This is a genomic window from Streptomyces siamensis (genome assembly GCF_039543605.1).
Lineage (GTDB): Bacteria > Actinomycetota > Actinomycetes > Streptomycetales > Streptomycetaceae > Streptomyces > Streptomyces siamensis.
The window spans coordinates 946289-968391 of sequence record NZ_BAABKB010000002.1; the positions used below are offsets into that span (position 1 = coordinate 946289).

The 22103-nt window shown below is 72.6% G+C and carries 20 protein-coding genes; 9 read left to right on the plus strand and 11 right to left on the minus strand.

Going from position 1 to position 22103, the window contains the following annotated elements; translation table 11 throughout:
* Positions 1–308 precede the first annotated feature (308 nt).
* Positions 309–1403 (minus strand): peptidoglycan-binding domain-containing protein, encoded by a 1095-nt coding sequence (locus ABEB03_RS06950; RefSeq protein WP_345642862.1) that lies wholly within the window; start codon positions 1401–1403, stop codon positions 309–311.
* A gap of 165 nt (positions 1404–1568) precedes the next feature.
* On the opposite strand from ABEB03_RS06950, the gene ABEB03_RS06955 reads away from it, so the two are divergent.
* Positions 1569–3746: an MDR family MFS transporter gene (locus ABEB03_RS06955; RefSeq protein ID WP_425589191.1), complete on the plus strand. Its 2178-nt coding sequence runs from the start codon at positions 1569–1571 to the stop codon at positions 3744–3746.
* Between the two features lie 14 nt (positions 3747–3760).
* Here ABEB03_RS06955 and ABEB03_RS06960 read toward each other — a convergent pair whose 3' ends face one another.
* Entirely contained in the window at positions 3761–4306 is a 546-nt protein-coding gene (locus ABEB03_RS06960) for a GNAT family N-acetyltransferase (protein ID WP_345642865.1), read from the minus strand.
* 172 nt (positions 4307–4478) lie between these two features.
* On the opposite strand from ABEB03_RS06960, the gene ABEB03_RS06965 reads away from it, so the two are divergent.
* Positions 4479–5156 (plus strand): hypothetical protein, encoded by a 678-nt coding sequence (locus ABEB03_RS06965; protein WP_345642868.1) that lies wholly within the window; start codon positions 4479–4481, stop codon positions 5154–5156.
* Positions 5157–5161: 5 nt separating this feature from the next.
* Positions 5162–6007 (plus strand): putative sodium/potassium/calcium exchanger, encoded by an 846-nt coding sequence (locus ABEB03_RS06970; protein ID WP_345642870.1) that lies wholly within the window; start codon positions 5162–5164, stop codon positions 6005–6007.
* A 180-nt stretch (positions 6008–6187) separates the two neighbouring features.
* Here the strand turns inward: ABEB03_RS06970 and ABEB03_RS06975 are convergent, their stop codons facing one another.
* Positions 6188–6592 (minus strand): DnaJ family domain-containing protein, encoded by a 405-nt coding sequence (locus tag ABEB03_RS06975; protein ID WP_345642872.1) that lies wholly within the window; start codon positions 6590–6592, stop codon positions 6188–6190.
* 119 nt (positions 6593–6711) lie between these two features.
* On the opposite strand from ABEB03_RS06975, the gene ABEB03_RS06980 reads away from it, so the two are divergent.
* Positions 6712–7107, plus strand: a complete 396-nt coding sequence (locus ABEB03_RS06980; RefSeq protein ID WP_345642875.1) for a hypothetical protein — start codon at positions 6712–6714, stop codon at positions 7105–7107.
* Positions 7108–7149: 42 nt separating this feature from the next.
* Here ABEB03_RS06980 and ABEB03_RS06985 read toward each other — a convergent pair whose 3' ends face one another.
* From ABEB03_RS06985 to proP, 3 genes are all read right to left on the minus strand, one after another.
* Positions 7150–7821: an O-methyltransferase gene (locus ABEB03_RS06985; protein WP_345642878.1), complete on the minus strand. Its 672-nt coding sequence runs from the start codon at positions 7819–7821 to the stop codon at positions 7150–7152.
* Between the two features lie 109 nt (positions 7822–7930).
* Positions 7931–9061 (minus strand): DUF2330 domain-containing protein, encoded by a 1131-nt coding sequence (locus ABEB03_RS06990; RefSeq protein WP_345642882.1) that lies wholly within the window; start codon positions 9059–9061, stop codon positions 7931–7933.
* Between the two features lie 149 nt (positions 9062–9210).
* Entirely contained in the window at positions 9211–10608 is a 1398-nt protein-coding gene (gene proP, locus ABEB03_RS06995; protein WP_425589192.1) for a glycine betaine/L-proline transporter ProP, read from the minus strand.
* 508 nt (positions 10609–11116) lie between these two features.
* Between proP and ABEB03_RS07000 the strand changes: the two genes are divergently transcribed.
* A complete protein-coding gene (locus tag ABEB03_RS07000; RefSeq protein WP_345642886.1) occupies positions 11117–13168 on the plus strand; it encodes a bifunctional glycosyltransferase 87/phosphatase PAP2 family protein in 2052 nt (683 codons plus the stop codon).
* Here ABEB03_RS07000 and ABEB03_RS07005 read toward each other — a convergent pair.
* Positions 13122–14756 (minus strand): hypothetical protein, encoded by a 1635-nt coding sequence (locus ABEB03_RS07005; protein WP_425589201.1) that lies wholly within the window; start codon positions 14754–14756, stop codon positions 13122–13124. The genes ABEB03_RS07000 and ABEB03_RS07005 overlap by 47 nt on opposite strands.
* 128 nt (positions 14757–14884) lie before the next feature.
* Positions 14885–15304 carry an ATP-binding protein gene (locus tag ABEB03_RS07010; RefSeq protein WP_345642891.1) on the minus strand — a complete coding sequence of 140 codons (420 nt, stop codon included), beginning with the start codon at positions 15302–15304 and terminating at the stop codon, positions 14885–14887.
* Between the two features lie 92 nt (positions 15305–15396).
* On the opposite strand from ABEB03_RS07010, the gene ABEB03_RS07015 reads away from it, so the two are divergent.
* Entirely contained in the window at positions 15397–16257 is an 861-nt protein-coding gene (locus ABEB03_RS07015) for a helix-turn-helix domain-containing protein (RefSeq protein WP_345642894.1), read from the plus strand.
* Positions 16205–16483 carry a DUF397 domain-containing protein gene (locus ABEB03_RS07020; protein ID WP_345642897.1) on the plus strand — a complete coding sequence of 93 codons (279 nt, stop codon included), beginning with the start codon at positions 16205–16207 and terminating at the stop codon, positions 16481–16483. The genes ABEB03_RS07015 and ABEB03_RS07020 overlap by 53 nt, the downstream gene beginning before the upstream one ends.
* Here the strand turns inward: ABEB03_RS07020 and ABEB03_RS07025 are convergent.
* Entirely contained in the window at positions 16467–17636 is a 1170-nt protein-coding gene (locus tag ABEB03_RS07025; RefSeq protein WP_345642900.1) for a steroid 3-ketoacyl-CoA thiolase, read from the minus strand. The genes ABEB03_RS07020 and ABEB03_RS07025 overlap by 17 nt on opposite strands.
* A 263-nt stretch (positions 17637–17899) precedes the next feature.
* Between ABEB03_RS07025 and ABEB03_RS07030 the strand changes: the two genes are divergently transcribed.
* Positions 17900–19135, plus strand: a complete 1236-nt coding sequence (locus ABEB03_RS07030) for a cytochrome P450 (protein ID WP_345642903.1) — start codon at positions 17900–17902, stop codon at positions 19133–19135.
* A gap of 132 nt (positions 19136–19267) precedes the next feature.
* On the opposite strand, the gene ABEB03_RS07035 is transcribed toward ABEB03_RS07030, so the two are convergent.
* A complete protein-coding gene (locus ABEB03_RS07035; protein WP_345642906.1) occupies positions 19268–19954 on the minus strand; it encodes a YoaK family protein in 687 nt (228 codons plus the stop codon).
* A gap of 103 nt (positions 19955–20057) precedes the next feature.
* On the opposite strand from ABEB03_RS07035, the gene ABEB03_RS07040 reads away from it, so the two are divergent.
* The gene (locus ABEB03_RS07040) at positions 20058–21317 is read left to right on the plus strand and encodes an alpha/beta hydrolase (RefSeq protein ID WP_345642909.1); all 1260 of its coding nucleotides are present in this window, start codon (positions 20058–20060) and stop codon (positions 21315–21317) included.
* Between the two features lie 124 nt (positions 21318–21441).
* Here ABEB03_RS07040 and ABEB03_RS07045 read toward each other — a convergent pair whose 3' ends face one another.
* Entirely contained in the window at positions 21442–21861 is a 420-nt protein-coding gene (locus tag ABEB03_RS07045; protein ID WP_345642912.1) for an aggregation-promoting factor C-terminal-like domain-containing protein, read from the minus strand.
* Positions 21862–22103: the final 242 nt, after the last annotated feature.

Here is a 22103-nt window from a genome sequence, read left to right on the forward strand (position 1 = left end):
TCAGGCCGAGGGCTGTCCGTGCCTCGCGTCTCTCTCGGGTCAAGGGCAGCCCGTGCCTCGCGCCTCTCTCAAGTCGAGGGCAGCCCGTGCCCCGCGCCTGCCTCGGGTCAGGCCAGACCGGCCCCCTTCAGGTCGCGGTGGCGCCCCTTCGTCTCGGTCGAAGCCCGACCGCTTCAGCGACCGGTCAGTGACCGCTTCAGCGACCGGTCAGTGACCGGTTCAGTTCGGTCGAGGATCCGCTTGGAGGGCCGTCCCCGGAGGGGGGACCCGTCCGGGGGTCCCGGCCCCGCGCCGGCCTCGGCGGACTCTCACGGCTCCGTCGTCTCCGACTCCAGGCTCGCCCGGGTGAACCGCCCGTAGACGCCCATCTCGTCGCCGGAGATGCCGCGTGCCCACTGGTAGCGGCGAACGGCGTCCTCGACATGTCTGCCGAACCTGCCGTCCGGGCCGCCCTGGTAGAGCCCGAGCTGGCGCAGGCGCAGCTGGAGTTCGGTGACCTCGGGGCCCCGGTCGCCGCGCCGCAGGGTCGTGGCGCCGATTCCCTCGGACGTGTCGCTCGGCGGCTGCGCCGACGCGGTGGTGCCCGCCGTGCCCGACGACTGCGTGGGGCCGGCCGTCGACCGGGACGGGCTCGGCGACGCGCTCGCCTCCGGCGCCGACTCCGAAGCCGAGGGCGACGGGCTCGTGCTCGGCGACGCGGAGGCCGACGCGCTCGGTGCCCGCGTCGCGGCCGAAGCGCTCGCCGAGGGGGACACCGAGGCCGCCTCGGAGGACGAGTCCGGCACGCTCGCCCGCACGTCCTTCGGCAGCGCCGCGTCCCGCGCGGGGGTGTCGTACGAGAACAGCCCGCTCGCGAACCCCGCCGCTGCCGCCACGGTCACGGTGGCCGCGGCGGCGGCCAGGACCGCGGTACGGCGACGACGTCGGGGCCGTCCGTCCGAGGCGGCCGCCCGGCCGGCCTCCCGGTGCCGTCCCCGGCCCTGCCCGGGCCCCCGCTCCTGGTCCTGGAAGAGGCGTACGTCGGCGGCGCGCGGCTCGGACGGCAGCGCCGCGAGCCGCATGGTCGCGTCCGGCGGCACCGCCTTCAGCCGCACGGTGGCCGACGGGTCCTCGTCGGTGCCCGCCGCTCCGGCCGTCGCGGCAGGGGCGGTGCTCCCGGAGGACTCGCCCTCCGCGGACCCCGGGGTGCCCGGAGTCTCCGAAGCGCCCCCGGCGCCTGCCGCGCCCAGTTCCACGTACGGACGTATGCGCAGGGGGTCGAAGTCCCCCGCCGCGGCGGCCTCGGCCGTGCGGGCGTCGCGGAGCGCGTCGGACGCCCGCTGTGCGCAGCCGCACGACGGGGTGCCGTCCGGCGCCCTGGGCGTCTCGCACTCGGGGCAGACATGCCCGTTCGGATCAGTCACGCGTGGGTCCCTCCCCCTGAAGCTCCAGAGATTATCCGGATGTCCCTCACGGAATCTCCAAGGAGCCCCCCGGAATACCTGCTTCCGGATGACTCGACAGGCCATAACGGGTCACACCGACCAGGATGGGGGTTGACCGGGACCCTCGGGGCTCAGGGAGGTCGAATGACCGGGGATGCGCACGGCGCGGACATACCGGGCGGGCCGGACGCGCCGGACGCGCCCGGCGGCGCGGACACGCCCGCCGGGCCGGACGCGCCGGCAGGACCGGGCGGGGTGACGGCCGTCAACGAATCGGCCGTGCGGCGCCGCACCGCCGCCGCGCTCGACGCACGCGACCAGGTGCACGGCAGCGTCTTCGTCTCGATCGGCGCGCTGCTGCTCGGCATGCTGCTCGCCGCGCTGGACCAGACGATCGTGTCGACGGCGCTGCCCACCATCGTCAGCGACCTCGGCGGTCTGGAGCACCTGTCCTGGGTGGTGACCGCGTATCTGCTCGCGTCGACCGCGGCGACCCCGCTGTGGGGCAAACTCGGCGACCAGTACGGCCGCAAGAAGCTGTTCCAGACGGCGATCGTGATCTTCCTGATCGGCTCCGCGCTGTGCGGCATGGCGCAGAACATGGGCGAGCTGATCGGCTTCCGCGCCCTCCAGGGACTCGGCGGCGGCGGCCTGATGGTCCTGTCGATGGCGATCGTCGGGGACCTCGTGCCGCCGCGTGAACGGGGCAAGTACCAGGGGCTGTTCGGCGCGGTCTTCGGCGCGACCAGCGTGCTCGGACCGCTGCTCGGCGGGCTGCTCACCGAACACCTCAGCTGGCGCTGGGTCTTCTACGTCAATCTGCCCGTGGGCGTCGTCGCCCTCGTCGTGATCGCGGTCGTCCTGCACATCCCGGCGAAGAAGGCCCGGCACGTCATCGACTACCTCGGCACGTTCCTGATCGCCGCGGTCGCCACCTGTCTGGTGCTGGTGGCCTCCCTCGGCGGCACCACCTGGAGCTGGAGCTCGCCGCAGATCATCGGGCTCGCGGTGCTGGGGGTGGCGCTGGCCTTCCTGTTCGTCGCCGTGGAGCGGCGGGCGGCCGAGCCCGTCCTCCCCCTGAAGCTGTTCGGCATCCGCACCTTCACGCTGTCCGCCGTGATCAGCTTCATCGTCGGCTTCGCGATGTTCGGCGCGATGACCTATCTGCCGACCTTCCTCCAGGTCGTCCAGGGCGTCTCGCCGACCTGGTCCGGTGTGCACATGCTGCCGATGGTGCTCGGGCTGCTGCTGTCCTCCACCTTCTCCGGGCAGGTGGTCAGCCGCACCGGCCGCTGGAAGGTGTTCCCGGTGGCGGGCACGGCGGTGACCACCATCGGCCTGCTGCTGCTCCACCAGATGGACGAGAACAGCGGCACCGGCGAGATGAGCGTGTACTTCTTCGTCTTCGGCCTGGGGCTCGGCCTGGTCATGCAGGTCCTGGTGCTGATCGTGCAGAACGCGGTCTCGTACGAGGACCTCGGCGTCGCCACGTCCGGAGCGACGTTCTTCCGCTCCATCGGAGCCTCGTTCGGCGTCGCCATCTTCGGCACGGTCTTCGCGAACCGTCTCGGCGACAACCTCGTCGTCGCGCTCTCCGGGCAGGAGCTCCCCCCGGGCCTCACGCCCGACGCGCTCAAGGCCGACCCGAAGGGCATCGCCGAGCTGCCGTCCGCGCTGCGCCAGCCCGTCCTGCACGCGTTCGCGTCGTCCATCACGGACGTGTTCCTCTACGCCGCCCCGGTGGCCCTTCTCGGCTTCGTGCTGGCCTGGTTCCTGCGCGAGGACAGGCTGCGGGGCTCGGTGACGGCGCCGGACGTCACGGAGACGCTCGCCAGCAACCCGGTGGAGCGGTCGTCGTACGACGAGGTGTGCCGGGCGCTGTCGGTGCTCGGGACCCGCGAGGGGCGGCGGGAGATCTACGAGAAGATCACCGCGCGGGCGGGCTACGACCTGCTGCCCGCGGCGAGTTGGCTGCTGCTGCGGATCAAGAAGTACGGGTGGGCGGAGCCCGCGGAGCTCGCCGAGCGCAGTTCCGTGCCGTTGCATGTCGTCCTGGCCGCGGCACGGCAGGTCGAGGAGCGCCGGCTCGCCCTGCGCGAGGGACTCGACCTGGTGCTCACCGAGGACGGCCGGGAGGCCGCCGAGAGGCTGGCCAAGGCCCGTGAGGAGTCGCTCGCCGAGCTGCTCGGCGACTGGTGGGGGCCGGACCGGCCGACCGACCTGGCCCGGCTGGTCGAGGAGCTGAACGCGGAGATGTGCGGTTCGGACGCGGAACGGCCGCACGACGGCTCGGTGCCCGGTCCGCACACCAGGCAGACCTGAGAGCGGTCCCGGCCCTACTCCGCCGGCCGGCCCGTCAGTTCCTTCCTGAACCAGTGCTCGGCGTACATGTCGTCGTTGTGCGCGGCGGTCTCCCGGTAGCCGTGCCGGGCGTACAGCGCGCGGGCCTCCACGAGGTCGCTGCGGGTGTCGAGGACGAGCCGTTCGGCGCCGAGGCCGCGGGCCGCCTCCTCGGCCGCCGCGAGCAGGACGGGAGCGCCGCCCCTGCCGCGCAGTTCCGGGCGGACGAAGACGCGGCTCAGTTCGCCCGTGCCGGCGTCGAGCATCCGTACGCCGGCCGTGCCCGCGGGCTCGCCGTCGTACCGCGCGACGAGCAGCACCCCGATGGGCGGGGCGAATTCGCTGCCCGTGCGTGCGGCGATCTCACGCTCCAGCTCGCCGGGGTCCGTCGTGCGTCCCTCGTGCAGCAGGTACCAGCGGTCGCTGACCTCCGTGTAGTACGCCCGCCACAGCGCCGCCGCCGCGGGGGAGTCGAAGGGCTCGGGAGCGACGGTCCAGGAGGCCGTCGTACGGGAGGCGTTGTCGGCGGGGGCGTCGGTCATGCCGGTCATTGTGGGGAGGCGGGGCACCCCGCCCGCAAGCGGATTACGGCGGCCCCCGCGACGCGGGCGGCGGACGGCGGGCGTGCGCGGTGCGGGGACCGTTTGGGGAGCGCTTTCCGGGCAACCCGGTTCCCGAACCGGCCCGTTGGGTCGAGAACCCGGGAAGGCATCCATGTCCACAGGCGTGATCATCGCTCTGATCGTGATCGTGGTGGCCGTTGTCGTCGTTGCGGCCACCCTGACCCTTCTTTCTCAAAGGCCGCAGGGCGGGCGCAGTCTGCGGCGGCGCTTCGGACCCGAGTACGACAGGACCGTCGCCCGGCACGACGGCGACGCCCGGGCCGCCGAACGTGACCTGGCCGAGCGGGTGAAGCGGCACGGGGCGCTGCGCAGGCAGCCGTTGGAGGCCGCGGCCCGCGAGGAGTACGCGAACCGCTGGACCGCCGCCCAGGAACGCTTCGTGGACTCCCCGCAAGAGGCCGTGGCCGAGGCCGACCGGCTGCTCGGCGAGGTGGCGGGCAAGCGCGGCTTCCCCGACGGCGGCCGGTACGAGGAGCAGGTCGACGCCCTCTCGGTGCACCACGGGCACCACGTCCACGGCTACCGGCGCGTGCATCGCGTCGCGCAGTCCGGAGCGGCGGAGAACGGCGCCGGTACGGAGGAGATGCGCAAGGCCATGATCGAGGCCCGCGCCCTGTTCGAGGAGCTGGTGGCCCCGGCGCGGCAGGACGATCCGCGGCATCGCACGGAGGAGGCGCAGACCCCGGAGGCCGACTCGGGGAAGCCGGTCTCCGGCAGCCGTTCCTCGCTGCCCTGGGCGTTCACCCGCCGTCAGGTGAAGGGGAGTTGACGAAGATGAACGACAAGGCACCGGACCAGGGTCCGGAGCGGACACCGTCGCGTACGACCGGGAGGGGCCCGGTGGACCCGGCGTTCCGGGCGGCGGCGGAGGAGGCCGCGGCGGCACGCGCGGGCGAGCCCGAGGGCTCCGTCACCGCGCCGCGGGAGGGCGTGCGCGCCACCGGCGGCGAGGGCCGCGCGGTGCGCGAGGAGCGGCCGGGCCGGACCGACGCGGCCGGGACTTCCCGCGAGGGCGACGGACCGGCGGCCGTGGGCCGCACGGGCGCGGACGGACGCGGCCGGGGCGACGACGTCCGTACCCGCGCCGACGAGGACCGCGCCGGCGGGCGTGCCGACGTCCCGGCCCGCGGTGGCGACGGGCTCGGCCGCGACGGCACCGGGAAGTCCGGTGCCCGCACCGCGGGAGCCGAACGCGTCGGCCGCGGCGAGGGTCTCGGCGACCGTGCCCGGACCGCCACGGGTGCCACGGGTGCCACGGGTGCCGCCGAGGGCGGAACGGGGAGCGGGCGCGCCGACGGCCACGGCGGCGACCGGCCCGCGCAGGACGCCGGACGGCCGGACACCCCGCTGCTGGCGAAGGACGAGAGCGACACGTTCGCGCTGCGTCTGCGGCACGCGCTCGGCGGATTCGTGGACGGGCCGAGGGACTCCGTGGAGGAGGCCGACCACGTGCTGGAGGAGCTGGCCGGGACGTTCACGGAGGCAGTGACCCGGCGTCGGCGCTCCCTGCGCACGGTCCTCCAGCAGGGTGAGGGCAAGGAGGCGGGCGCGGACACCGAACAGCTGCGTCTCGCGCTGCGGGACTACCGCGAGATCACCGAGCGGCTCCTGCACCTGTGAGCCCGTGTCCCGCACCGTCGTCGGCAACGGTGCGGGACACGTCCCGCACGGTCGGCCACGGCCGGCCGTGCCACGGGGCCGCGTCCCCGGACCTCGGTCCGGGGACGCGGCCCCGTTCGGACTCCCGCAGCCCAGCAGCCCGGTTGCCCCTGCCGGCCCGGGTCACACCCGGGCGGCCGGTCATTCCTCCCGGGCTTCGCGCCACTCGCGCACGACCGCTTCCACGTCGTACGGCTTGAGGCCGAGGGGCGGTCCCGGCGGGGGCTTGAACATGACGTCGCGGATCTTGGCGTTGATGTCCTCGACGATGCGCCGCACGACGCGTTCCGAGGGTGCCGCGGCGGCCGCGGCGAGCGCGTCCTCCGCCTCCTTGCGCAGGGCGAGGGTGGGCGGCAGCACGGACAGCCCCTCGCGGGCCATCTTCTGCTTGATCCACCACAGTTCGTCGTACGACGTGTCGTTCCCGTGCGGCAGCGGCTTGCCGGCGCCCGGGAGTTCCGCGAACTCGCCGCGCGCCTGCGCCTCACGGATCTGTTTGTCGATCCAGGACTCGAAGCTGACACCGGGTGGCTTTCGCTCGGTCATGGGTCCATTGTGCCGGAGGCCCCACCACGGGGCGATCGGTCGAATTATCATGCGGCGGCGGCGCGCCGACGGCGCTCCGTGCCCGAACGACGGGACCGGCACAACACGAAGGAGCGCGCGTGCTCGAACTCACCATGGCCTCGGTGTCCGGGGCGGACGCGGGTGCGACGGCCGGGATGCTGATGGCCGACGCGCCGAGCGACCCCGGAGCCGTGTTGCGGGTGGGCCGGGACCGGGCCGTGTGCCGTCTCGCGACCCCCGACGACTGGCTGTTCGTCTCCCGGGTCCATCTGGAGTTCCTGTGCGGCCCGGAGGGCACCTGGCAGGTGACCTGGCTGCGCGGCTCGCACTCCGAGCCGTCCTCCGAGGTGCGGCTGACGCTGGCCGGGCAGCAGGCGCAGCCCCTCCCGTACGGGGGGACGGCGAAGCTGCCGGCGGGCGGTTCCGGGGAACTCGTCATCCAGGACCGCGGCGGCCCGCGCACCGTGAACGTGGGCTTCTACCACGAGCCCTAGGGGGTTTCCGGTCCCGGGTGGCGGCCCCGCCGTTCGGGACCGTCAGGCCACCACGCGGGCCAGCGCGAACCCGTCGTACCCCTTGCTGCCCACCGTCTGGACCGCCGTGCCGCTCAACTTCGGGTGCTTGGCGAACAGTTCGAGCGCGGCACGGGTGCCGCGGACGCTCGGGTCGGTGCTGTCCGCGTCCGTGACGGCGCCGCCCCGCACGACGTTGTCGAGGACGATCAGGCTGCCGGGCCGGGTGAGCATGACGGCCCACTCGACGTAGTGCGGGTTGTTCACCTTGTCGGCGTCGATGAAGACGAGGTCGAACGGCTCCGGATGCTCGTCGGCCAGTTTCGGCAGGGACTCCAGGGCGGGGCCCACCCGTACCTCGACGATCTCGTCGAGGCCGGCGCGGACGAGGTTGCGGCGGGCGACCTCGGCGTGCGCCGGGTCGTACTCCAGGGTGATCAGCCGGCCGTCGGCGGGCAGGGCGCGGCCCAGCCAGATGGTGCTGTAGCCGCCGAGGGTGCCGATCTCCAGGACGCGACGCGCGCCCTGGAGCTGGGCGAGGAGGTGGAGCAGCTTGCCCTGGTTCGGTGCGACGTTGATGCGGGGCAGGCCGGCCGCGTCGCTCTCGCGCAGGGCTGCGGCGAGGGCGTCGTCATGGGGGGCGAGGAGGGTGGCGAAATAGTCGTCGACGTCGTTCCAGAGCTGCGACTCGCTCATGCACCATGCCTTTCGTATGTCTAGTTAGATGCCCTAACTAGTTGTGGTGGTGAATGTAGTCGCGGCTCCGGGCACTCGCCAGCCGGTTTTCCGCGGGGCGCGTCGGACGTCAGCCGATCGGCGGCGGTGCGTGCACCGGGGGCGGCGGCAGCACCGGGCGGCGCCGGTGGGCCCGTACGCGCAGCGCGAGGACCGTCAGGGCGGCGGCCAACACCGCGAGGACCGTCAGCAGCCAGGCCGGGACCGGTCCCGCCATCAACAGCCGGTCGCTGTAGATCACCTGACGGTATGTCGCATCGGTGGCCGTGCGCCGCAGCCGGTGGTCGCCGGAGATGCGCGAGGGCTGCGGGAACTCCTGGTCGATGGCGGTGAGGAAGTCCGTGCCGTCGGCCGTGAGCCCGGCCAGCGGGCCCGGAAGGGCGGCGATCCGGCCCGCGTACGTGATCCGGGGAGCGTCGCCGCCGATCGACGAGCCCGGCTCCATGCGGTGCGCGGCGAGGACGTACAGGCCCAGGGACTGCGGTGTCCGGGCGAGCCGGGACAGCCGCATCGGGTACACCGGTTCGTCGCTGGCGAAGGTGAGGTGGAGCGGGTCCAGGGTGCCGCCGAGGGGGGCGTCGTCCTGCTCGGGGGCGAGCCGGATCGCCACGTACTCCCAGCCCTGGTCGACGTAGGGCTGCAGTGCCTTGTCGAGCCGTGCGGGGAGCGAGAAGCCGTTCTCGGCGAGCCAGTCGCCGAGGGCGCCGGAGTCGGTGGCGGTCAGGCGGGCCACGTCGAAGGGGCCCAGGCGTTCGCGGCCGACGACGTCCACGGAGGGCGCCGTCGCGCCGGCCCGCGGGGCGTCGGCCGTGTCCCCGTCACCGGCGAAGGGCCAGTCGCCGGAGTCCGGCCAGAAGTGGTGGCGTGTGCGGTGCTCGGGCGCGACGGCGTCGTCGAGCAGGCCGAACAGCTCGCTGTCTCCCAGCTTCACGGTGGCCCGGTGCGGGACCGGCATGATCCATGCGGCCTTGCGGGAGTCCCCGGTGACCGTCAGGCGCATCACGATCTGTTCCTGACGGCCGTCGAAGCGGACCACGGACATCTCGCGGTCCACCGTGACGTGCCGTTGCGCGTCCGGCACCATGGCGCCGCATCCGCAGGCGTACGCCGGTGCCACCAGCGATCCCAGCTGGAGCCCCAGCAGGGCCAGGACGACGACCAGCAGCCGTCCCCGTACGAAACTCGACCGACCCGCGCGCATGTCCCCCGTGGTCCTTCCGTCGTGCCGTCGGAACAGGGACTCAGACGGCGTCGCGGAGGCCGCGGTTCCACGGCGACGGGCGCCGGTGCCGGGCTGTGACCCGGCGCCGGCGCCCGTGGCGGCCTGGCGGTTCGTGCTCCGCGTCCGCGTCAGCGGTCGGCGGGCTCCACGGACGGCGCGGAACCCGGCAGCGGACGCCCGGCGGACTCGGACATGAACCAGACCGCGACGCCTCCGATCACGGCGGCGGCCATCATGTAGTAGGCGGGCATCATCATGTTGCCGGTCGCCCCGATGAGGGCCGTGACCACCAGCGGGGTGGTGCCGCCGAACATCGACACGGAGATGTTGAAGCCGATGGACAGCGAGCCGTAGCGGACCTTCGTCGGGAAGAGCGCGGGCAGCGCCGCGGGCATCGCCGCGGTGAAGCAGACCAGCAGCAGGCCGAGAGCGGCCATGCCGAGAGCGACGGCGAGCAGGCTGCCCTGACGGATCAGCAGCAGCGCGGGGACCGACAGGGCCAGGAACCCGGCACAGCCCGCGAAGATCAACGGGCGGCGGCCGATCCGGTCGGTCAGCGCGCCCGCGAAGGGCTGCACGACCATCATCAGCACCATCACGCCGAGGACGACGAGCAGACCGTGCGTCTCGTCGTACTTGAGCTCACTGGTCAGGTAGCTCGGCATGTACGACAGCAGCATGTAGTCGGTGACGTTGAAGACCAGGACCAGGCCCATGCACAGCAGCAGCGCACGCCACTGGCCGGCGACCATCTCGCGCAGCCGCACCTTGGGGCGCGACTTCTCCGCCTTCTCGACCTCGGCGGCGAACGCCGGGGTCTCCTCCAGGCGCATCCGCAGGTAGAGGCCGATGATGCCCATCGGGCCCGCGATCAGGAACGGCACACGCCAGCCCCAGGACAGCAGGGCGTCGTCGGAGAGCAGGGCGGTCATCAGCGTGACCAGGCCCGCACCGCCGATGTAGCCGGCCAGCGTGCCGAACTCCAGCCAGCTGCCGAAGAAGCCGCGCTTCTTGTCGGGCGCGTACTCGGCGATGAAGGTCGTGGCGCCCGCGTACTCGCCGCCGGTGGAGAAGCCCTGGACGAGACGGGCGGCGAGCAGCAGGATCGGTGCGCCGACGCCGATCGTCGCGTACGAGGGGATCAGGCCGATCGCGAAGGTGCCCGCCGCCATCATGATCATGGTGAACGCGAGGATCTTCTGGCGGCCGACGCGGTCGCCGAGCGGTCCGAAGACCATGCCGCCGAGCGGGCGGACGAGGAAGGCCGCGGCGAAGGCGCCGAAGGTGGACAACAGTTGCGCGGTCGGGTTGCCGGACGGGAAGAAGACCTTGCCCAGGGTCACCGCGATGTAGCTGTAGACACCGAAGTCGAACCACTCCATGGCGTTGCCGAGCGCTGCCGCCTTCACGGCGCGCTTGACCAGCGCCGGGTCGGTGACGGTGATCTCCGGGGGAGCGGCGGCAGGCGCGGAGCCGGCGGCGCGCGGCGCGCGGATGGTGGGGGCTACGGGCGTGGCGGTCGGCAAGGGCCTTCCTTCCGTCGGGGACAGGGACACGGTTCGCGCGGTGGCGGACCTGGCCCACCCGGAGGCGGACCCCGGCCCGCTCGTCGGCGGACCCGGCCCGCACGGGGCGGACCGCGGCCCGCCGGGCGGCGGGACTCGGCCACCCGGGGGCGGACCCGGCCCACCCGCAAGCGGGCCGAAAAGCGACCATAGGGGCACTCGGTGCCATTACGTGGAGTGGCCGGCCTGCCGCGCAGTGCACATAAATGCCGCGTACGCAGGGGCGACGAAGAGATCGACAAGCGCCTCCGGGGCCGCCGCCTGTGATCTTTGTCGCGGGCCGGGGAGGGAACCGGACCGCCCGCACACGGTCGTCTTCCGGACAAAAGGAGGGAGGCCATCAGGTGAAGCGGGGGTTGCCTGCGTCTTCCGACGGGGGCAGTGCGAGCCTCATAGGGTCCCGAAAGGGACAGATGTACGAGACAGACAGGCACACGCGGGACGGATGGGGCGGGAGGGCCGACGGAGCGTGGGGAACGCGGAGCACGGCGGACGAGCAGGTAATGCCCTCGGGGCACAAGTCGCAGGGACGACGGGAGAGAGACTGCGCGCCGCCCGCGTCGGGCTGTGGGCGATCACCGCCATCCTCGCGGTGAGACAGGTGGCCGCCGTCCTCAGCGCCCCCAGCACGGACCGGCTGACCGACCTGGAGACCTGGGTCGGACCCGACGGCGTCCTGCACGTGAAGGGCTCCTTGTACGACTCGACGCAGTTCACCGGCACACCCTTCGCCGGACTCGTCCTCAAACCCCTCACGCGCGCGGCCGAGCAGGCCCTCGGCTGGGGCTGGACCTTCGGCACACTGCTGCTCGTCGTCGCGCTCGGCGTGGTCGCCGCCCGCGCCCTGCCGCAGCCGGTGAGCCGCCGCACCTCGCTGCTCGCCGCGCCGGTCGCGATCAGCCTGCTGATGCTGTCGCTGCCCGTCCGCAACGCCCTCTACCTCGGCCAGACCAGCATCATCCCGGTGCTGCTCGTCCTGCTCGGCTGCTTCGCCGTCCGCGGGGAGCGCGCCGCCGGCGCCCTGATAGGTCTCGCCGCGGCCCTCCAGCCGACCGTCCTGCTCTTCGCGCCGTTGCTCTGGTTCACCGGCCGCCGCCGCGCCGCCGCGTCCACCGGGCTCACCTTCGGGGGCCTCACCCTGCTCGCCTGGGCCGCGCTGCCGCACGACTCGAACACCTACTGGGTGCACCACTTCGCGGGTGTCGGACTCGGCGACCAGGCGGACGACCTGGCCAACCAGTCCCTGCACGGCGCACTGCTGCGGCTCGGCCTGACCGGCCCGCCGGAGAGAGGACTGTTCCTCTTCTTCGGGGCGGCCGTCGCCGTCCTCGGACTGCGCCGCGCCGTGCGCTACGCGAGGGACGGCCAGCTGCTGCTCGCCGTGGCGGTCACCGGCTGCGTCGCCGTCGCCGTGTCGCCCACCAGCTGGCAGCACCAGCTGCTGTGGGTGCTGCTGGCGGTGGTCGGCCGGGTCGGCAGGAAGACCTCGGACCGCTACATGTGGCCCGTCGCCGTCGTCCTCGTCATGACGCTGCCCGCGAAGATGATGCTGCCGAACATGGCGTCGCTCTACCCGCTGCGCGACAACGTGGTGCTGCTCGCCGCGCTCGCCGCGGCCACCGTCGTCCCGTTCCTGTCGCGCACCTCGGAGCACTACCGGGCACCGGTCCCCACCGACTACGCGCGGCCCGTGCCCACCCGCTTCCGGCGGGTGCCGCTGCTGCCGTTCCCCGGCCGGGTCCTGACCCGCCCGAACCTGCTCCTCGAACTGCTCCTGATCCGCGTCGGCTACTCCGCCTACCAGCAGGTCCGGCTCGCCGCGACCGGCGGCACCAACTCGGGCGGCCGGGCCACCGCGGAGCACCACGGCGACCAGATCCTGGCCGTCGAGCGGTTCCTGCACATCGACATCGAGCACTGGGCCAACCACGCGGTGGTCGAGGTCGGCTTCCTGCGGGACTTCTTCGACTTCTACTACGAGTCGTTCCACTTCGTCGTCCCGCTCACCGTCCTCGGTGTCCTCTACGCCCGCAGGCCCGCCGACTACCGCTGGGCGCGCTCGGCGCTCGGCCTCGCCACCCTGCTCGCCCTGGTCGGCTTCTGGCTCTACCCGCTCGCCCCGCCACGCCTGATGCCGGGCCTCGGCGTCATCGACACGGTGCACGGCGTGCAGGACTTCTCCCAGCCGGACTACGGCACGCTGACCGCGCTCACCAACCAGTACGCGGCGATGCCCTCGCTGCACTTCGGCTGGTCCCTGTGGTGCGGGCTCGTCATCGCGATCCTGGCGCCCAAGTGGTGGATGAAGGCACTGGGCCTGCTGCACCCGCTCTTCACGGTCTCCGCGATCGTGGCGACCGGCAACCACTGGGTGCTGGACGCGGTGGGCGGCGCGGCCGTCGTCGCGGCGGGCTTCGGCCTGACCTACCTGCTCCAGGGGCCGCGGCCCCGGACGCCGGGCAGGCCCGCGGAGGTCAGCACGAAGGAGCCCGCCCTGGCGGCGGGCCGTACTCCGAACTGATCCGGTACTCGCCCGGCTCGGACACCGTCAACCGCGTGAACTCGCCCTCCTTCGCCAGGCAGCCGCCCTCGGCGCGCAGCCAGGGCGAGTACGCGATCCGCACGGTGACCGGGCCGGGCCTCGGTATCCGTACCTCGACGTCGGCGGCGGAGCTGCGCAGCACCGAGGCGGGGGCCGACACCAGCGGCACCGCGTCGCGCACCCGGAACACCCGCCAGTGCGCGTCGCTCCACACCGGCTCCAGCCACGCGGGCCGTTCGCGCACCAGGCGCGCCTCGTCCCGCGCGTACCCGTCCGGTGTGCCCGAGGACAGCACGACGTAGCCGACCGCCCACCGGTCCAGCCAGGCGCGGTAGGACGCCTCGGAGAAGGTGCCGTCGTAGAAGAGCCGCCCGCGCTCCATGTCCAGCTGGCGGTTCCAGCCGCGCGCCAGGTTCACGTGCGGGGCGAGCGCGGTGGCCTCGCGGTGGTTGCGGGCCGGGACCGCCTCGACCCGGCCGCGGTCGGCGCCCAGCCGCTCCAGCGCCCCGATCACGCCCTGCGTGTCGGCGGCCCAGGCGGGGACGGCCGTCGAGACCACCAGGTCGTCGGCGGTCTTCTTGCCGACCCAGGCGACGGAGAACACCAGCGCCACGACCAGCAGGGCGCGCCGCAGCCTCTTCAGCCGGGAGGCGGCGAGCAGCGCGGCCAGCAGCACGGCGGGTGCGAACAGTTCCGCGAACCGCTCGACGTTCGTGCCGACGGGCGAGGCGACCAGGTACGTGAGGACGGTGCCGGCCGCGTAGACGACACCGCTCCACCGGGCCACCCGCCAGCCGCGCGGGGCCAGCGCGGCCACCGCGAGCCCGAGGGCCACGGGCGGCCAGACGCGGGCCGGCGGCATCAACTGCTCGCCGGTGAAGGGGAACAGCGCGGTGGTCGCGCCGACCACGACGCACGGCGGCAGCAGCAGGACGCAGGCCCGCACCCGGTCGCGTTCCGCGAGATACGCGGCTCCCAGCACCGCCAGGAAGAGTCCGGCCACCGGGCTCGCGGCCGTCGCGAGAGCCGCGTAACCGGCCGCGAGCGGCCCGCGCCGTTCGCCGGTCAGCAGCACGCAGGCCGCGAGCCCGAAGGCGACGCCGAGGGCGAAGGTCGTCCGCCCCGAGGCGACGTTGCACCACAGCGCGAGTGAGGCGAGCAGGGCCGGGCCTAGCGGCCGCCGGACACCCGCGCGTCCGATCAGCACGGCGGCCAGCCAGGACGCGGCCAGTCCGGAGGCCACGGTCACCGTGCGCACACCGAGCGCGGCCATCAGGTACGGAGACACCAGGCTGTAGTCGGCGGTGTGCATCCCGCCGTACCAGAACAGGTTGTACGCCGATCCGCCGTGCCGGGCGGCGAATCCGGCCCAGGCCTCCTGGGCCGCCAGATCGCCGCCGCCGGTGGCGAGGAACACCCACCACACCGCGTACAGCGGGAGCATGGGCACGGTGGCCGGCAACGGCAGCCGGTGGCGGCGCCCGAACGCCCGGAGGGACCGTCCTCGGCGCGCGGTCGCACGGTCCGGCCGGACGGGGATCAGGGCGGTCGGTTCGGCAGGGACCACGGCTCGGCGATTCCGTTCGAAGTCTTCGAAGGTGTGGGTGTGCTGTGCCACGAGGGAAGACGCGAAACGGACCGGGCGCGTTCATCGGGGACGCGCGGGAAGCCCTGCCCCGCGCCCGGGTGCCCGGCTCAAGGGGCGGAGCACTCGAACCACACGGTCTTGCCGCCGCCCGGCTCGGGATCCACCCCCCACTTGTCGACCACCGCGTCGAGCAGGACGAGCCCGCGGCCGTTCTCCGCCTCCGGCCGCAACCCGGTCCGGGCGGCGGGCAGTTGCGGGTGACCGTCGGTGACCTCCGCCCGCACGCCGGCCGCCAGCCGCAGCAGCACCACCACGCAACGGCGGTCGGGGACATGGCGTACGACGTTGGCGAGCAGTTCGGTGAGCGCCAGCTCCACGGCGTCCGCCGCCTCGGCCAGTTCCCATTCCTCCAGGCACGAGCGGGCGATCCGGCGGATGTGCCGGGCCGAGTGCTCGCCCGCCGTGAGACGGATGCGGTACTGGGCGGGACGGGGGCCCAGCAGCGTGGGGGGAAAGTATTCGTTCACCCTTCGAGGCTGGCCTCGCGCGACTACTCTGGGCTACCGAACGGATGCAACTGGTACCGCTGTTGGCCGAGCCGTACGAGAAGGGGCCGTGCGTGACCCACATCAGCGCCCTCGACCCGGGTGCCTCGCCGCTCGACTACTACGGCTTCGAACTGCGCCGCCATCGCGAGGCCGCGGGGCTCACACAGAAGCAGCTCGGGGACATCGTCAACTACACCGGTTCGCTGGTCGGCCAGATCGAGACGGCCCGCAAACTGCCCACACCCGAGTTCAGCGAACGGGTGGACGCGGCGCTGGGGACGGGCGGGTTGTTGTCGCGGTTGGTGGGGCTGGTGTTGCGGAGTCATGTACCCGCCTGGTTCCAACAAGTTGCCGAGTTGGAGGTGCGGGCTACGGAGATCTGCACGTTCCAGATGGGCCTGGTCCACGGCTTGCTCCAGACCGACGCCTACGTGCGGGCCACACTCGGTGCGCTCGACCGCAGGGACCTCGACGACCGCACCGCCGTACGGCTGGCGCGCCAGCGCATCTTTGAAGCGGGCGAACCGCCGGTCTTCTGGATGGTCCTCAGCGAGGCCGCTCTCTACCAGGAGATCGGTGGACCGGACACCATGCGGGGCCAACTGGCGCACTTGTTGGCGTCGGAGCACGATCCCCGGGTCAACATCCAGGTGTTGCCCTTCAGGGCTGGTGCGCACGCGGGGCTTACCGGCTCGTTCACTCTCTATCGCTTCGACACCGACCCCGCCATCGTCTACACAGAGAGTTACGGCAGCGGCCATCCGACCGCGAACCCGGCCACGGTCAGGGACTGTTCGCTCCGTTACGATCATCTTCAAGCCGCCGCGCTCTCCCTCAGGGACTCGGCGGGGCTGATCCGGCGCGTGATGGAGGAACGCTATGGCGAGCAACGCGGATCCGGCAGGGGCCCAGTGGCGCAAGTCGAGCTATAGCAGTGACCAAGGCGGCGAGTGCGTCGAATGCGCCCCCACCGGCCCCCTCGCCTGGCGCAAGGCCTCGTACAGCAGCGACCAGGGCGGCGACTGCGTGGAGGTCGCCCAAACCCCCCAAGCCACCGTCGCCGTACGCGATTCGAAGAACCCGGCGGGCCCGGCACTCGCCTTCGGGCCCGCCGCGTTCACCGGCTTCGTCGCCTGGGCGGCTACAGCCGCTGGATGATCGTCCCGGTGGCCAGTCCGCCGCCGGCGCACATCGTGATCAGCGCGAACTCCTTGTCCGTACGCTCCAGTTCGTGGAGCGCGGTGGTGATCAGGCGGGCCCCGGTCGCCCCCACCGGGTGACCCAGCGCGATCGCGCCGCCGTTCACGTTGACCTTCTCCAGGTCCTGCTCGAAGACCTGGGCCCAGCTCAGCACCACGGACGCGAAGGCCTCGTTGATCTCGACGAGGTCGATGTCCTTCAGGGACATCCCCGCCTTGCCCAGCACCGCGCGCGTCGCGTCGATCGGGCCGTCGAGGTGGAAGTGCGGGTCGGAGCCCACGAGTGCCTGGGCGACGATCCGCGCCCGCGGCTTCAGCTTCAGGGCGCGCGCCATCCGCTTCGACGCCCACAGGATGGCGGCGGCGCCGTCGGAGATCTGCGAGGAGTTGCCCGCCGTGTGGACCGCGGTCGGCATGACCGGCTTCAGGCGGGCCAGCGCGTCCATGGAGGTGTCCCGCAGTCCCTCGTCCCGGTCGACGAGGCGCCACATGCCCTGTCCGGCGCGCTGCTCCTCCTCGGTGGTCGGCACCTGGACCGCGAACGTCTCGCGCTTGAAGCGCTCCTCGGACCAGGCGATCGCCGCCCGCTCCTGCGAGATGAGGCCGAGCGAGTCGACGTTCTCGCGGGTCAGGCCGCGGTGGCGGGCGATGCGCTCCGCCGCCTCGAACTGGTTGGGCAGGTCCACGTTCCACTCGTCGGGGAACGGCTTGCCCGGACCGTGCTTGGAGCCGGAGCCCAGCGGCACCCGCGACATCGCCTCGATGCCGCAGCTGATGCCGACGTCGATGACGCCCGCCGCGACCATGTTGGCCACCATGTGCGAGGCCTGCTGCGAGGAGCCGCACTGGCAGTCGACGGTCGTCGCCGCCGTCTCGTAGGGCAGGCCCATCGTCAGCCATGCCGTGCGGGCGGGGTTCATCGACTGCTCGCCGGCGTGCGTCACCGTGCCGCCGACGATCTGTTCGACGCAGTCGGCGTGGATGCCGGTGCGGCCCAGGATCTCCCGGTAGGTCTCGCCCAGGAGGTAGGCGGGGTGCAGATTGGCGAGCGCGCCACCGCGCTTGCCGATGGGGGTGCGTACAGCTTCGACGATCACGGGTTCGGCGGCCATTGGGGGTGGGTCCTCTCCTCCGTTACCCGCGCGGCGCGGGCGTCCCGGCCCACCCGCCACGCAGAACTAGTACGCGTTCTAGTTCTGTGTGCAGTCTGCTGACATCGCGTCCACAACCGCAAGGGTCGTGCAGCCTCGGAAGTCGCGATCTGCACGAATCCCGCACGCAATTGGGGATGCCGCGCCTCTTGCGAGTTGTGGAACCCGTTACTACCTTCACGGCAATTCCTGATGGACCGTCAGATGGCTGGAGTGAGTTGCCGATGCCCTGTCCAGCGCTCCCCGACGGGTTCGACTTCACCGACCCCGATCTGCTGCGCGACCGTGTGCCCCTGCCGGAGTTCGCCGAGCTGCGCCGCGTCGAACCGGTCCACTGGGTGGCCCAGCCGTCCAATCTCGCCGGTTTCCAGGACGAGGGCTACTGGGCTGTCACCCGGCACGCGGACGTCAAGTACGTCTCCACCCACCCGGAGATCTTCTCCTCCACCGTCAACACGGCCATCATCCGGTTCAACGAGCACATCGAGCGCGACGCCATCGACGCCCAGCGGCTCATCCTGCTCAACATGGACCCGCCCGAGCACACCCGCGTCCGGCAGATCGTGCAGCGCGTCTTCACCCCGCGCGCCATCCGTGCGCTGGAGGACACCCTGCGCACCCGCGCCCGCGCGATCGTCGAGACCGCCCGCGCCCACTCCGGTTCCTTCGACTTCGTCACCCAGGTCGCCTGCGAACTGCCCCTCCAGGCGATAGCCGAGCTGATCGGCGTCCCGCAGGACGACCGCGCCAAGATCTTCGACTGGTCCAACAAGATGATCGCGTACGACGACCCGGAGTACGCCATCACCGAGGAGGTCGGCGCCGAGTCGGCCACCGAACTCATCGCCTACGCCATGAACATGGCCGCCGACCGCAAGCAGTGCCCGGCCAAGGACATCGTCACCACGCTCGTCGCCGCCGAGGACGAGGGCAACCTCGCCTCCGACGAGTTCGGCTTCTTCGTGCTGATGCTCTCCGTCGCCGGCAACGAGACCACCCGCAACGCCATCACCCACGGCATGCACGCCTTCCTCACCCACCCCGAGCAGTGGGAGCTGTACAAGAGGGAGCGCCCGGCCACGGCCGCCGAGGAGATCGTCCGCTGGGCCACCCCCGTCGTCTCCTTCCAGCGCACCGCCACCCAGGACACCGAACTCGGCGGCAAGCGGATCAAGAAGGGCGACCGCGTCGGCATCTTCTACTCCTCCGCCAACCACGACCCCGACGTCTTCGACCACCCGGACGTCTTCGACGTCACCCGCGACCCCAACCCGCACCTCGGCTTCGGCGGAGGCGGCCCGCACTACTGCCTGGGCAAGTCCCTGGCCGTCCTGGAGATCGACCTCATCTTCAACGCCATCGCCGACGCCATGCCCGACCTCCGGCTCACCGGCGACCCGCGCCGGCTGCGCTCCGCCTGGATCAACGGCGTCAAGGAACTCCAGGTCAGCCACCGCTGAGCGACGCGGTCACACGCTCGGGCCGACGGACTCCCGGTGCCGTCGGCCCGTCCCGCGGGAGGCAGGGGCATCCCCCCTACGCCCCGCCCCTGCCTCCCGCGGGGCGCCCACGCGAACGTGTCCCGTCCGCCGTCACTCGCGACCCGACGCCGTCACCGCCAGCACCCCGGACAGCAGCGCCGCGACCAGCAGCGGCAGTCCCAGGCCGTGGTGCAGCACCAGCCACGCGCCGAGCACCGCGCCCGCCAGCATCGCGACGACCGAGGCCGTACGGCGGGGGGAACGGCTGCCCTGCCCGCCGCCCAGCCGCGAGTCGGCGGCCAGGCCCGTGAGCGTCATCGTCAGCACGGTGGTCGTCAGATCCGGTACGCCCAGCTTGCGGACGGTCGCGTTGCGCAGGCCCATCGCGAAGGCCGTCACGGCGATCAGCGTGTACACGGTGCCCGTCCTGCCGGGCGCGAGGTGGGCCACCAGCGCCGTCGCGCCGACCAGGAGCGCCTCCGCGCAGAGGATGATCCGCACCCAGGTGCGGCGGGAGCCCGTGCCCAGCCGCCGTCCGGAGCGCCCGCCCGCCACCGCCCCCACCAGGAACGATCCCAGGGACACCAGCGAGTGCGTGGTGGAGAAGCCCGGCGCGCCCGCGGCGGCGAAGCCGAGGACCACCACATTGCCGGTCATGTTCGCGGTGAAGACGTGCCCGAGCCCCAGATAGCTCACCGCGTCGACGATCCCGCTGACGACCGTGAGTCCCAGCAGCACCCCCACCAGCCGCAGTCCGCGCCCCTCCCGGTCGTGCGGCTTCTGCGTCTCCGTGGTCATCGGGCCTCCGGTCAGCGGGACGGGCGTGGTGGACCCAGGTCCACCACGGACGCGGGGGATCGTCGGATGTCGACGCCCGGCGCGCGTCCGTAGCGTCGACCCCATGAGCGATAACACGCGCAGGAACGCCGGATCCACACGAACACGCCGCCATAGGCGCACCCGGCGGGCGATCGCCGCCGGTGCGGCGCTGCTGCTCGCCGGGCTCGCCGCGGCACCGGCGGCCGTGGCGGCCGACCGCCGGGACCCGGCCCCGCGCGGCACCCTCGTCTCCGTCGTACCGGTCGCCTCGCACGACGCCGACGCGGTGCGGAGGTTCCTGGCCGAACGGGAGACGGCCACGGACCCCGTGCGGTACGGCGTGCGGTCGTACCGCCTCACCTACCGGACCGTCGATCCGCACGGCGCACCGACCCTCGCCACCGGCCTGCTCACCCTGCCGACCGGAGGAAGGCACCGGCTCGACCTCGTCTCCGACACGCACGGCACGATGGTCGCCCGCGCCTACGCGCCCTCCGTCGGAGAGGACTTCGGCCGCGTCCCGTCCTATCTGCACGCCGGCGCCGGCCGTGCGGTGGCCGCGCCCGACTATCTGGGACTGGGCGAGGGCCCCGGCCGCCACCCCTACATGGACACCCGGTCCTCGGTGACCGCCTCGGTCGACATGCTGCGCGCTGCCCGCACCGCCGCGGACCGGCTGGGCCGGCCGCTGACCGGAGACGTCTACGCGACCGGCTTCTCCCAGGGCGGACAGGTGGCGATGGCCCTCGGAAAGACCCTGCAGAACGGCGCGGACGGTCACTTCCGGCTGAAGGCCCTCGCCCCGGTGAGCGGACCGTACGACCTGGCGGGGGAGGAGATCCCGGCCCTGTTCGACGGGCGGGTCAACGACACGAGCGGTGTCCTCTACACCTCGTACTGGCTGGTCGCGCAGAACCGGCTGCACCCGCTCTACAAGGACCCCGCCGAGGCCTTCCGCGAGCCGTACGCGAGCCGGGTCGAGGGGCTCTACGACGGGGCGCACGAGGAGGAGGACATCCTCGGCGCGCTGCCGCCGACCGTGGGGGAGATGCTGACGCCGGCCTTCGCCGAGCGGATGCGGCATCCCTCCGGCGCGCTGCTGGACGCGATGCGTGGCGCGGACCACACCTGCGACTGGAAGCCGCGGGTGCCCGTGCGCCTGTACGCGGGGGCGGCCGACACCGACGTGCCGATCGCGAACGCGCGCAGCTGTGCCCGGCAGCTAGCCGGGCACGGGAAGCGGGCGGAACTCGTCGACCAGGGAGACGTGGACCACTTCGGGTCGTTCGCGGTGTCGGCGCCACAGGTGGTGCGGTTCTTCGACTCCGTCAGCGGTGAGTGAGACCGGTGCCGTCGGCGGCCGGGGTCCTCAGGGCCGCCGGACGGTGTGACGGCATGGCGAAGGCGGCGGCCCCGGGGATCGTGGGACCGCCGCCTTCGCGTACAAGGGGTGAGGCTCGGGCTGATCAGTACCAGCCGTTGGCCTGCCAGAAGCTCCAGGCGTCCACGGGGCTGCCGTAGCGGGAGTTCATGTAGTCCAGACCCCACTTGATCTGGGTCTTGGGGTTGGTCTTCCAGTCGGCGCCGGCCGACGCCATCTTCGAGCCGGGCAGGGCCTGGACCAGGCCGTACGCGCCGGAGGACGCGTTCGTGGCGCTGGCGTTCCAGCCGCTCTCGTGCTCGACGATCTTGCTGAAGGCGTTGAACTGCGCGGCGTCCGGGATCATCTGGTGCGCGATCGCCTGAGCGGAGGAGGTCGAGGTGGGCGCGGCAGCCTGGGCGGGGGCCGCGGCCAGCACCATGCCGGTCGTGGCGGCGGCCACGGCGGCACCGGCGAGGGCCTTCTTCGGGGAGGTGACGGCACGGCGGATGAAGGAGACGGACACGGAGAACCTTTTTCTTCGGGGACATGGGGTCGCACGCTGTCCGTTGCCACGCGGTGCGCAGGTCCGGCATACGTCGGCGCCGCGGCCCGGGTGGGCTCGTCGGCGCCTGGCGACGACTCCAGAGAAACAGCCTCGAAGCGCGTCCGCAATGACCCCTTTTACTAGTGGTGGTCGCATCCACGAGGAAAGTCCCTCGTGTGACCTGGCTCTCAAACCGCAGGTCAGGGGCCCTAATGGCGTGG